This is a genomic window from Halostella salina, from assembly GCF_003675855.1.
Taxonomy (GTDB): Archaea; Halobacteriota; Halobacteria; order Halobacteriales; family Natronoarchaeaceae; genus Halostella; species Halostella salina.
This window is the reverse complement of sequence record NZ_RCIH01000006.1, coordinates 268,715-279,960: the sequence shown is the minus strand read 5'-3', so window position 1 is coordinate 279,960 and position 11,246 is coordinate 268,715. Positions and strand designations below refer to the sequence as shown.

Annotated in this window: 9 protein-coding genes and 3 pseudogenes; 8 read left to right on the top strand and 4 right to left on the bottom strand. The window is 70.0% G+C overall.

From position 1 onward, the window contains the following. Together D8896_RS19750 and D8896_RS13685 are read left to right on the top strand one after the other, a co-directional pair. Positions 1-192: pseudogene (locus tag D8896_RS19750) on the top strand (hypothetical protein); the annotation flags it as partial. Further along, positions 189-1,697: an HVO_2922 family protein gene (locus tag D8896_RS13685; RefSeq protein WP_121822665.1), complete on the top strand. Its 1,509-nt coding sequence runs from the start codon at positions 189-191 to the stop codon at positions 1,695-1,697. The pseudogene D8896_RS19750 and the gene D8896_RS13685, both read left to right, overlap by 4 nt. Positions 1,698-1,734: 37 nt before the next feature. On the opposite strand, the gene D8896_RS13680 is transcribed toward D8896_RS13685, so the two are convergent. Together D8896_RS13680 and D8896_RS13675 are read right to left on the bottom strand one after the other, a co-directional pair. Continuing rightward, a complete protein-coding gene (locus D8896_RS13680; protein ID WP_121822664.1) occupies positions 1,735-2,394 on the bottom strand; it encodes a glycerophosphodiester phosphodiesterase in 660 nt (219 codons plus the stop codon). Between the two features lie 55 nt (positions 2,395-2,449). Next, positions 2,450-3,103 carry an SdpI family protein gene (locus D8896_RS13675; RefSeq protein WP_121822663.1) on the bottom strand — a complete coding sequence of 218 codons (654 nt, stop codon included), beginning with the start codon at positions 3,101-3,103 and terminating at the stop codon, positions 2,450-2,452. Positions 3,104-3,281: 178 nt separating this feature from the next. Here D8896_RS13675 and D8896_RS13670 point away from each other — a divergent pair, with 178 nt between their 5' ends. The 3 genes from D8896_RS13670 (at position 3,282) to D8896_RS13660 (ending at position 6,628) form a co-directional block, all read left to right on the top strand. Continuing rightward, positions 3,282-4,238 (top strand): NADPH:quinone reductase, encoded by a 957-nt coding sequence (locus D8896_RS13670; protein WP_121822662.1) that lies wholly within the window; start codon positions 3,282-3,284, stop codon positions 4,236-4,238. Between the two features lie 61 nt (positions 4,239-4,299). Next, positions 4,300-5,010 carry an SDR family oxidoreductase gene (locus D8896_RS13665; protein ID WP_121822661.1) on the top strand — a complete coding sequence of 237 codons (711 nt, stop codon included), beginning with the start codon at positions 4,300-4,302 and terminating at the stop codon, positions 5,008-5,010. A 274-nt stretch (positions 5,011-5,284) separates the two neighbouring features. Beyond that, entirely contained in the window at positions 5,285-6,628 is a 1,344-nt protein-coding gene (locus tag D8896_RS13660; RefSeq protein WP_121822660.1) for a sodium-dependent transporter, read from the top strand. A 29-nt stretch (positions 6,629-6,657) separates the two neighbouring features. Here D8896_RS13660 and D8896_RS13655 read toward each other — a convergent pair whose 3' ends face one another. Then, positions 6,658-7,569 carry a metallophosphoesterase family protein gene (locus D8896_RS13655; protein ID WP_162991566.1) on the bottom strand — a complete coding sequence of 304 codons (912 nt, stop codon included), beginning with the start codon at positions 7,567-7,569 and terminating at the stop codon, positions 6,658-6,660. A gap of 148 nt (positions 7,570-7,717) precedes the next feature. On the opposite strand from D8896_RS13655, the gene D8896_RS13650 reads away from it, so the two are divergent. The 3 genes and pseudogenes from D8896_RS13650 to D8896_RS13640 form a co-directional block, all read left to right on the top strand. Then, positions 7,718-8,107, top strand: a complete 390-nt coding sequence (locus D8896_RS13650) for a DUF4260 domain-containing protein (RefSeq protein ID WP_121822658.1) — start codon at positions 7,718-7,720, stop codon at positions 8,105-8,107. A gap of 169 nt (positions 8,108-8,276) precedes the next feature. Beyond that, complete coding sequence (dgoD, locus tag D8896_RS13645; RefSeq protein ID WP_121822657.1) at positions 8,277-9,431, top strand: galactonate dehydratase; 1,155 nt, start codon at positions 8,277-8,279, stop codon at positions 9,429-9,431. 127 nt (positions 9,432-9,558) lie between these two features. Then, positions 9,559-10,548, top strand: a pseudogene (locus tag D8896_RS13640) (sodium-dependent transporter); the annotation flags it as partial. Here the strand turns inward: D8896_RS13640 and D8896_RS20145 are convergent. Then, positions 10,483-11,154, bottom strand: a pseudogene (locus D8896_RS20145) (cytochrome P450); the annotation flags it as partial. The pseudogenes D8896_RS13640 and D8896_RS20145 overlap by 66 nt on opposite strands. Positions 11,155-11,246: the final 92 nt, after the last annotated feature.

The following is an 11,246-nucleotide window of genomic DNA, read 5'->3' as shown; positions in this document are numbered from 1 at the left end:
TCCGGGGTCGTAACCGGACGGCGACCGCTGACGCGGGACGCGAAAGCGTACCTCACCGCCGAGGAAACGCGTAACCTGAATATCCCCTTCGGGGAATCCCACCCCTTCAGGGGTGGGAGGAGGTCAACGTGCGTGAAACTGTCAGACGCTCCCAAACACTTACCCCGTCACCCGCTGTATCACATAATATGAGTAATTCGACTGACAATGCACTGGTCGACTGGTACAGCGACAACGTGGCCACGCCGACCACGTCCGACGAGGCGTACGGCTACTGGGCGTTCGTCGTCGGGGCCGCGCTCGGACTCGTCGGCTTCGCCCTGTTCCTGCTGAGCACGACGGCGACACGCGGGACTGACTCGTTCTGGCTGTATCGCACGTTCGCCTTCTCCATCGGGGCGCTGGCGCTCCCGGTGCTGATGTACGGCTTCATCGTCGTACTGCCGTTACAACAGCGGGCGACACAGGTGGCGTATCTGGGACTCGCTGTGAGTCTGGTCTCGGTCGTCGCCTTCGTGTTCGCGTATCCGAGCAACTGGAACGTCGCCTCGGGCGACTACAGCACGCTGATCCTCACGGCGTACGCGGTCGGTATCGGGATCGAGGTCGTCGCCGCGTTCCTGTTCCCGGCGGTCTCAGCGGAGACGGCCGCTGCCCCCGCAACCGGAGGGGCGGCTGGTACCGGTGACGACGACGCCAGCCCGGCAACCGACGAGCCGGAGAGCAAGGCGACGTTCGAACTGTACCCCGACCGCAAGGAGGAGTGGCGCTGGCGGCTCCGGCACGACAACGGCAACATCGTCGCCGACGGCGGCGAGGGGTACACCGACGTGCGCAACGCGAAGAAGGGCATCGAGAGCGTCCGCCGGAACGCACCCGGCGCGGCCCTCGACAAGCAGGAGACGCCCCCGAAGGGCGTCGACCACACCGAGGAACCCGCCGCCACGGAGGACGACGCCGCGAGCGGCGACGAGGTGGCGGCGGCGCTGCCGGAGCCGGACGCCGACCCGGACGACGGCGCGACCGTCGAGGTGTACGAGGACCGCGGCGGTAGCTGGCGCTGGCGGCTCCGCCACGACAACGGCAACATCGTCGCCGACGGCGGCGAGGGGTACGCCTCGCGGTCGGCGCTCGCCGACGCCGTCGAACGCCTCACCGAGCGCGTCGCCGACGCCGACACGCTGGAACACGACCCGACGGCGTTCGAGATCTACCGCGACAACGCCGACGAGTGGCGCTGGCGGCTCCGCCACCGCAACGGCCGCATCCTCGCCGACGGCGGCGAAGGATACGCCTCCCGGAGCAACGCCGTCGACGCCGTCGACCGCGTCCGCGAGCGCGTCGACGCCGACCCCGAGGTGTACGAGGACGCCGCCGGGAAGTACCGCTGGCGGCTGAAAGCGGGCAACGGCGAGATCATCGCCGACAGCAGTCAGGGGTACGCGTCGAAGTCCGGCGCGGAGGCCGGCTTCGAGCGCGTCCGGAGCTACGCGCCCGACGCCGACACGCTGGAGTTCGACCCGCTCGGCTTCGAGGTGTTCGTCGACCGCGCGGGCGAGTACCGCTGGCGGCTCCGCCACCGCAACGGCAACATCGTCGCCGACGGCGGCGAGGGGTACTCCTCCAAGCAGAACGCGAAGAAGGGGATCGCCGCGGTCCAGCGGACCGCGCCCCACGCCGACGTGGTCGAGGAGTAGCTAATCAGCGTCGCTTTTTTCCGCGACGGGCCGGCGACTAGCGGAGCACGGACGCGTCCGCGATGACGCCGTCGACGCCGCAGACGTCGAGGAGTCCGGCGACGGACCGGCGCTGTACCGTCCACGCGTTCACGTCGAGTCCGGCGTCGTGAGCCCGGCCCACGATCCGCGTGACGAGACAGAGGGGGAACGACGGGTGCAGGGCCTCACAGCCCAGCCCGGCGGCGGTCGCCACGGGCGCGTCGTCCCGCAGCGTACAGAGGTACGCGGTCGGGGTCCCGGGGTCGGCGTCGGCGACCGCCCGGAGCACGTCGGGGTCGAACGCCGAGACGAACACGTCCACGTCGGCGGCGTCGGCGGCCGCGACGGCGTCGGCCGCCACCCCGGACTCCTTCAGTTCGAGGTTGACCCGGACGCCGTCGGGGACGGCGTCGAGCACCGCCGACAGGGGTGGGATCCCCTCCCCTGTCCCGAGCACGTCGAGCGCCCGGAGCTCGGCCAGCGAGAACTCGCTCACCCGGCCGGTGGCGTCCGTCACGCGGTCGACGGTCGCGTCGTGGGCGACGACGAGTTCGCCCGACCCGCAGCGCCGCACGTCGACCTCGACCGCGTCGGCGAGCGCACCGGCCCGCTCGACGGCCGCGACCGTGTTCTCGGGCGCTTCGGCGGCGAACCCGCGGTGGGCGATCAGGTCCACGCGCGGGACCACGGGTGCGGCGGGCAAAAGCGTTCGCTCGCCGGACGAGCCCCGGTCACCCGGCGTTCGACCGGTTGAGCCGCCGGTACTCGCGGTAGGAGAAGACGGTCGTGTAGACGGCGACCAGCAGGACGGGTGCCACGAGCAGGGCGATGGCGTACTCGGGGAAGACGACGCCGAGGGCCGCCAGAACGCCGGCGACTTTCAGCAGCCGGCCGCCGCGGCTGTGGGTGCGCTCCCAGACGCGGTCGTCCGACAGCGTCCACGGCGTCCGGAAGCCGACGAACCAGTTCCGCTCCGCGCGCTCCACGACGTACCCGGCCACGACGTACACCGCCGCCACCGCGGGCGCTATCGCCGCGCTCACGGCGAACTCGTTGCCGAGGTTCCACCAGATCACGAGCCCCTGAACGTACGCCAGAAGGCCGACGGTCGTGACGACCATGAGGTCGTAGGCGGCCCGGAACTCGTCGATGTTCTCACCCAGCGGGTCGATCCGCGGGACCAGCGCGAACAGGCCGACGAGGAGCAGCCCCAGCGCCGGGAACAGCGCGAGCCCAACCGCCCGGGGCATCGTGTCGTCGACGGCGTTGTCCGCGTTCCAGTGCGTCGCGAGCTGTTCGGGGAGCCGGTCGTAGAGGAGGACGCTCACCGCGACCATCGCCGCGACCAGTGCGAGGCTGGCGAGCGTGCGCTTGCTGACCTGCATGGTCGCCGATTCTCGGTCCCGGTACTAAGGCGCTTCCCGCACTCTCACGCGCTGAGACGCACCCAGCTTTATATGGCGGTCCACCACTGAGGCGCTCCCCCGCACCGTTTTTGTCTATCCATTCCTACATGTACGCCGCCACGACACACTTTTGCCCGCACCGCCAGTGGGGAAAGACATGCGAGCAGTTCGCTATCACGAACACGGCGGACGGGACGTACTGCAGGTCGACGACGTGCCGCGGCCCGAACCGGGGCAGGGGGAGGTACTGATCGCGGTCGAGGCAGCGGCGGTCAACCCCGTCGATACGTACTTCCGCGAGGGGTCGTACCAGCCCGCGGAACTGCCGATGACCCCCGGGTCCGACTTCGCCGGCGAGGTGACGGCGGTCGGCGAGGGCGTCGACGGGTTCGAACCGGGCGACAGGGTGTTCGGCACTGGACTCGGCAACGACCGGCAAGGGTCCTGCGCGGAGTTCGCCGTCGCGCCGACGGACCGGATCGCACACCTCCCGAGAGGGGCGAGCGCCCGCGAGGGTGCGGGCGTCGGCGTCGTCGGCGTCACCGCGTGGCGGGCGCTCGTGGACCACGCCGACCTGGAGCCGGCCGAACGCTGTCTCGTCCACGGCGGGAGCGGCGGCGTCGGCCACGCGGCCGTCCAGATCGCAGCGGCCGCGGGCGCACAGGTCACGACGACCGCCGCGCCGGAGTACCACGACCGCCTCGAAAAGCTGGGTGCCGACACGGCCATCGACTACGCCCGGGACGACCTGGCCGACGCCGTGACCGCAGCCGGCGAGCCCGACGTGATCCTCGACCATCGGCTCGACGACTACCTGCAGTTCGACGCCGACGTGGCCGCACAGAACGCCCGCATCGTCGGGATCGGCGGCAACAGCGCCGAGAGCGGCTTCTCGAACACGCCGGCTGCCCGCGCCAAGGAGCTTCGGGTCCACCTGATGAGCATGTTCAACACGCCCGACATCTCGACGGTGCTCGACCGCCTCGCCGTGCTGCTGACCGAGGGCGACCTCACCGCGGAGGTCGACGGGGTGTACGGGCTGGACGAGGTCGGGGAGGCCCACCGCGCCGTGCTGGAGGACAGCGTCTTCGGCAAGCTCGTCGTCGAGCCGTAGCGGCCCGGAGCGCCGGAGCCGGCCCCCCGGCTTTATTCGCGCAGCGACCCTTTCGACACGTATGTCCGTGAGTTTCGACTTCGACGGTCGCGTGGCGGTGGTCACCGGTGCGAGCGGCGCGCTCGGCAGCGCGGTCGTCGACCGGTTCCGCGACGCCGGGGCGACGGTGTGCGCGCTGGACGTGGTCGCGCCCGACGACGAGGACGCACAGCTCGACCCCGACGACGACACGCACTTCTACGAGGCGGACCTGACCGACGAGACCGCCGTCGAGACGACGGTCGCGGACATCGTCGACGACCACGGTCGCGTCGATGCTCTGGCGAACATCGCCGGGACGTGGCGCGGCGGCACGCCGATCGAGGAGACCGACATCGCCGAGTTCGACTTCCTCATGGACGTGAACCTGAAGTCGGCGTTCCTCGCCTCGAAGCACCTGATCCCCCACCTCCGGGAACACGACGGCGCGATCGTCTCGGTCAGCGCCCGCTCCTCGCTGGAGGGCGGCGAGGGCGACGGCCCTTACCGCATCTCGAAGGCGGGGATCCGGATCCTCACCGAGACGATTGCGGAGGAAAACGAGGGTGACCTGCGCGCCAACGCCATCATGCCGAGCGTCATCGACACGCCGATGAACCGCGAGATGATGCCCGACGCCGACCACGAGTCGTGGGTCGACCCGGCCGACATCGCGGACGTGGTCGCGTTCCTGTCGAGCGACGGCGCGAGCGTGACGAGCGGGGCCGCGGTGCCCGTGTACGGCGAAGCATGAATTTCACATGGGCGAGCCGATGCGAGCCCACGAAATTCATGCTTCGATGAAGCCTGATTCTCGCACGGCCGAACAGGTGTGAGGCCGCGAGAATCAGGCTTCGTTGCTGCGTAGCTCTCACACGGCCGAGTGAATACGAGGCCGAGAGAGCTACGCTTCGGTTGAAGCATGAATATCACGCGCCGACCGCCGTCGGCTGTCGTTCGCTAACGACCAGCAAAACGCTACCGAATGGCAAGCCGTTTTCCGCGTCATCGTTGAGACGGCGACACACATGGCACAACGCGAAGCCTGGGGGACCCGCCTCGGGTTCATCCTCGCGGCGGTCGGCAGCGCGGTCGGACTGGGGAACATCTGGCAGTTCCCGTTCAAAACAGCCACGAACGGCGGCGCGGCGTTCGTGTTCGTCTACCTGCTCGCCGCCGTCCTGATCGGCCTGCCGGCGATCCTCGGCGAGTTCGTCGTCGGGCGGCGGGCGGAGATCAACGCGGTGGAGGCGTTCAAACGCCTCGGCAAGCCGGGCTGGACGGTCGTCGGCGCGCTGGGGCTGTTCACCGGCCTGTGGATCCTCTCGTACTACAGCGTCGTCGGCGGCTGGGTGATCCGCTACGTCATCGGCAGCGCGACGGGCGCGTACTTCGGTCAGGCGGGCGAGTACTTCGGCGCGGTGTCGGTCGGGTGGGAGGCGATCGCCTTCCACGCCGTGTTCATGGGGCTTACCGCCGCGATCGTCGCGTTCGGGATCGAGGACGGCATCGAGCGCGCGACGAAGGTGATGGTCCCCTCCATCGTCGTCATCCTCGTCGGGCTCGCGGCGTACGCGTTCACGCTCGACGGCGCGGGGCCGGCGTACGGCTTCTACCTCTCGCCGGACTTCGAGTACCTGGCGAACAACCTCGGCAACGTCGTGCCGTTCGCGGTCAGCCAGGCCTTCTTCTCGCTGTCGCTCGGGATGGGCGCGATGATCACCTACGCCTCCTACCTGAGCGAGGACGACAGCCTGCCGGCCGACGGCGGCCTCATCGTCGTGCTGAACACGTTCGTCGGGCTGCTCGCGGGGCTTGTGGTCATCCCGCTGCTGTTCGTCCAGTTCGGCAGCGTTCCGGACGCCGCAGCCGGTGGCGGGGCCGGCGCGCTGTTCGTCTCCGTCGCGCAGGCCTTCGGCAACCTCGGGATGGCCGGCCGCGCGCTCGGCGTCGTGTTCTTCCTCGTCGTCCTCATCGCCGCGCTGTCCTCGGCGATCAGCCTGCTCGAAGTCGTGACGGCGTATCTCGTCGACAACTACGGGTTCGACCGCGCGAAGGTCGCCTTCGGCTTCGCCGGCGCGCTCTTTGCCCTCGGGACGCTGTCGGCGTGGAACACCGCGTGGCTCACCTGGTTTGACACGCTGGCGTATCAGGTCCTGCTGCCCGTTTCGGTCCTGCTCGGCGTGATCTTCGTCGGGTGGGTGTACGGCCCGGAGGCCGTCGACGAGATCAAGAAGGGCACCGGTGGCGGCGAGACGTTCGCGGTCGCGTGGCTCTGGTCGGTCCGGACGTTCGTCCTGCTCGGCGTGTTCGCCACCCTCTACCTCGGCGTCACGTCGATCTATCCCGCGCCGGCGATCCCGCTGGTCTGACCGGCGCGCGAGCGGACCCGTGCCCGCCTTCAGTACGCGTAGCTCTCCGCCGCGACGACGAGGTTCCCGCCCTCCGTTCGCGCGAGCGGGGCGTATCGGTCGTCTTCGATGTCGTCGAGGTACGCCGCGAACTCGTCCCGGAACCCGTCCGGCGGGTCGTCCCACAGGTCGACCGCGTAGTCGACGAGCGCGCCGTCGGCGACGGCGTCGCGGTCGGCGTCGTGCGTGAGCCCGTAGAACGCCGAAGCGGCCAGCTCGCGCATGAGGATCGTCGGTTCGGCGCAGTACATGCAGCCGTCGAACGCCGCGTGGAACTGGACACCGCGCTCGCCGTGGCGCTCGCAGTCGATCCGGTCGAGCGTGCCGATCCGCCGCACGTCGACGTCGAACGGCGGGGCGTCGTCCACCTCGACGACGACGTAGCCGCCGAACGACTGCTCCCCCGTCTCCCGGTGGGTGTACTGGAGGAACGCGGAGTTGACCCGGCGGCCCTTCGACCGGCCGAGGTGGGTGTTGCCGCAGAAGTGCGCCCGGCCGTCGAAGTGGTCCAGCAGCCGCCAGGTCTCCATGTGCGTGACGAGGATAACGTCCGACTCGACGGCCGCCGGCGAGTTCGCGAACCGCTGGCCGCCGACGGTGACCGTCCCCTCGTCGGGAACGCGCGTCCCGACGTCGAGGTCGTAGTCGAAGTCGCCGAAGTAGTCCCGGTTGCCGTACACCCAGACGAGGTCGTGCCGCGTCCGGTCGGCGACCGTTTCGAGGTACGGTTCGACCGCCCGGAGCTGCTCGGCCGCCGTCGCCCTGTCCTCGCGCATCGCGTCGGTGAAGTCGCCGACATGGACGGCAAAGTCGAACCGTTCGCCCTCGGTGTCGTCGAGCAACCGTTCCAGTGACTCCGTGTCGCCGTGGTGGTCGCCGAAGACGAGGAAGCGCTGGGCCATCGGTTGGTACGTCGACCGTTCGGGTGGTAGTTCTTGTCCTCCGGAGCGACGACCGCAGCCGGTCCATCGGGTTGTACGGTTGTGCCGGCAGACACCTTTCCGGAGCCCGTCGGCTCCGGTTAAGGGCGTTCCCGGCGTCCGTACGCACATGGAACCGCGAACGCTGCTGCGGGTCGAGGGTGGGGTCGTACTCGGACTGTCGGTGGCCGGCTATCTGTCGCTCCTCGACGGGCCGGTCTGGCTGCTGCTGGCGCTCGCGCTGGCACCGGACCTGTCGATGCTCGGGTATCTCGCGGGGCCGCGGACCGGCAGTCGCCTGTACAACGCGGTGCACACGTACACGGTACCGCTGGCGCTCGGGGCGGTCGGCGTCGCGACGGAGACGCGGTTCGCCCTGCTCGTCGCGCTCGTGTGGACGGGCCACATCGGCGCGGACCGGCTGTTCGGGTACGGACTCAAGTTCGAATCCGGCTTCGGGGACACGCACCTCTCGACGCAGCCAGCCCCGGCGGCGGCGTTGACCGCCGACGAGGACTGACCGTGGTTGTGACGCCGACGCGTCGCGGCACACCGGGCGTGAGCGCCGCGGGAAACGGGACCTTCTTTGACGCGGGCCGACCACGCCGAACCATGACCGACCGACCCACTCAGCCGGGACCGACGGCGGGAACGCACGCGACAAGCGCCCCGAGTGGAGGTGCCCGGCCGTGACCGGCCGCATCGTCGACTACGACCTGTACGAGGTGCCGCCGCGCTGGCTGTTCCTCCGACTGGAGACGGCCGACGGCGTCGTCGGGTGGGGCGAACCGGTCGTCGAGGGCCGGGCACACACCGTCCGCGCCGCCGTCGAGGAACTGCTGGAGGGCTACCTCGTCGGCGAGGACCCGGCCGACATCGAGGACCACTGGCAGACGATGTATCGGGGCGGTTTCTACCGCGGCGGCCCGGTGCTGATGAGCGCCATCGCGGGCATCGACCAGGCGCTCTGGGACATCAAGGGCAAGCGCTTCGGCGCGCCCGTCTACGAACTGCTCGGCGGGAAAGCGCGGGACCGCGTCCGCGTCTACCAGTGGGTCGGCGGCGACGAACCCGAAGACGTCGCCGAGCAGGCGAAGGCGAAGGTCGACGCCGGGTTCACGGCGCTGAAAATGAACGCCACGCCCGCGCTCCGGCGTAACGACACGCCCGCCGTCGTCGACGACGCGGCCGACCGCCTCCGACAGGTCCGCGAGGCCGTCGGCGACGAGGTGGACGTGGCCGTCGACTTCCACGGCCGCGCGTCGAAGACGATGGCAAAGCGCCTCGCGGTCGCGCTGGAGGAGTACGACCCCTTCTTCATCGAGGAGCCGGTGCTGCCGGAACACAACGAGTTCCTCCCGAAGCTGGCGGCACACACCTCGGCACCCATCGCCACCGGCGAACGGATGTACTCGCGGTGGGACTTCAAGGAGGTGTTCGAGGGGGGCGCCGTCGGCGTGATCCAGCCGGACCTCTCGCACGCCGGCGGGATCACCGAGGTCAAGAAGATCGCAGCGATGGCTGAGGCGTACGACGTGGCGATGGCTCCGCACTGCCCGCTCGGCCCGGTCGCGCTGGCGTCGTGCATCCAGGTCGACGCCGTCGCGCCGAACGCGCTGATCCAGGAGCAGAGCCTCGACATCCACTACAACGAGACCAGCGACGTACTGGACTACCTCGCCGACCCCTCCGTGTTCGACTACGACGACGGCTACGTCGACCTGCCCGACGGGCCCGGCCTCGGCGTCGAGGTCGACGAGGCCGTCCTCCGCGAGCGCGCCGGCGACGTGGACTGGCACAACCCGGTCTGGCGGCACGACGACGGTAGCGTCGCCGAGTGGTGAGGCGATCGGCGCACGAACGCCCAGTCGGCACCGCCGCGCCGCTGTGTTCCCCGACGTTCGTGTAGTTTTTCGCCCGACACCTCGGAATTCGCAACGCTCTTTTGTCGCCCCGGGTGAGTGGTTCCCAGTGACACGCGAATCGTGGACGACGCGGACGGGCTTCATCCTCGCGGCGGTCGGGAGCGCCGTCGGCCTGGGGAACGTCTGGCGGTTCCCCTGGATGACGGCGGAGAACGGCGGGAGCGCGTTCCTGCTGGTGTACCTCGCGCTGGTGCTTTCCGTCGGCGTCCCGGGCCTGCTCGCGGAGTTCGTCATCGGTCGCCGGTCGCGGCGCAACCCGGTCGGCGCGCTGGCCTCCCTGTCCGACTCCGACCGGTGGGGGATCGTCGGCCTGCTGCCCGTCGCCACGACCGTCCTCCTGCTGTCGTTCTACAGCGTCGTCGGCGGGTGGATCCTCCGCTATCTCGTCGCCAGCGCGGGCGGCACGTACTTCGACGCGCCGGGGGCGTACTTCGACGCCGTCTCCTTCGGGCCGTCGGCCGTCGTGTATCAGGTCATCTTCCTGCTCATGACCGCCGGCATCGTCCTCGCGGGCGTCCGACGCGGCATCGAACTGGCGACGAAGGTGATGATGCCCGCCATCGCCGCCCTGCTGGTCGGCCTCGCCGCGTGGGCGGCGACGCTGCCCGGTGCCGGCGGCGGGTTCGAGTACTTCCTCGCCTTCGATCTGGCCTACCTCCGTGCGAACTTCGCGTCGGTGCTCGGCGCGGCGCTCGGGCAGGCGCTGTTTACCCTCTCGGTCGGCGCGGGGACGATGATCACCTACGCCTCATACATCGGCGAGGACCGGTCGCTCCCGGCCGACGGCACGACGATCGCCGTGCTGAACACGCTCGTCGGCGTCGTCGCGGGGCTGGTCGTGTTCCCGCTCCTGTTCGCCGGCGACCTGCCGGTCGGCGGGAGCGGCCCGGGCGCGCTGTTCGTCAGCCTCGCCAGCGCGTTCGCGACGCTCCCGGGCGGTCGGGTCGTCGACGGCGTCGGCGAAATCGTCCTGTGCGCGCCGGAATCGGCGGTTCGACGGCGTCGGGACCCATTCGGGGATGAACGCAGTCGCGCTCGACGAGTCGGCCCGACGGTTCAGTTCGGCGGCGGCGCGGGTGATCGCCTCGCCCCGGCCGTCGGCGTCGACGTCCACGTCGAACAGCGAGTCGGCGAGGATCCGGAGCGTGAGGTCGGAGAACCGCTCGTTGGCGACGACGCTGTCGCCGTCGCTCCACTCCGCGACCATCTCGCGGGCGAACGCCGTCATCCGGTCGCCGTACGCCCGCACGCGGTCCAGCTGGAACGCCGGCTGGGCGGTGGTTCGCTGCTCGCGCCACTGCTCGCCCTCCGTGAACAGGAGCCCGTTCGGCGCGAACTCCGTCCCGAAATCCTGTAGCTGCCACTTGCCGTACCTGTCGGCGTCGGTGACGAGCACGCGCTCCACGTGGTCGGGATGGAGCACCGTCACCATGTCCTGTCCGGCGACGCTGTAGCCGACCACGTCGCCGTGCTCGGCCAGCGTCTCGTAGAACCCGTGGGGGTCACGGACGAACTGGTGGGTGTTCCCGAGCAGCGGGAGCCCGGACGGGCCGGGCGGGAACCCACCGCGCCCGTCGTCGCCCCTGGCGTCGCCGTCGTCGCCCGCCGCGTCCGCGCTGCCGGTCTGGCTGGAGGAACTCATTGGTGATCGATACGCCGCCGCGGTCCAAGCCGGTTCTGTCGGTGTGGCTAGCCGATTTATAAGCGCGGTCGGCACCGTTTAGTCCCCCGGCT

Excerpts from the sequence above, each read along its gene's own strand:
- D8896_RS13675 (WP_121822663.1), bottom strand. The coding sequence starts at position 3,103 with ATGCAGGTCAGCAAGCGCACGCTCGCCAGCCTCGCACTGGTCGCGGCG.
- D8896_RS13685 (WP_121822665.1), top strand. The coding sequence starts at position 189 with ATGAGTAATTCGACTGACAATGCACTGGTCGACTGGTACAGCGACAAC.
- D8896_RS13670 (WP_121822662.1), top strand. The coding sequence starts at position 3,282 with ATGCGAGCAGTTCGCTATCACGAACACGGCGGACGGGACGTACTGCAG.
- D8896_RS13650 (WP_121822658.1), top strand. The coding sequence starts at position 7,718 with ATGGAACCGCGAACGCTGCTGCGGGTCGAGGGTGGGGTCGTACTCGGA.
- D8896_RS13655 (WP_162991566.1), bottom strand. The coding sequence starts at position 7,569 with ATGGCCCAGCGCTTCCTCGTCTTCGGCGACCACCACGGCGACACGGAG.
- D8896_RS13665 (WP_121822661.1), top strand. The coding sequence starts at position 4,300 with ATGTCCGTGAGTTTCGACTTCGACGGTCGCGTGGCGGTGGTCACCGGT.
- D8896_RS13660 (WP_121822660.1), top strand. The coding sequence starts at position 5,285 with ATGGCACAACGCGAAGCCTGGGGGACCCGCCTCGGGTTCATCCTCGCG.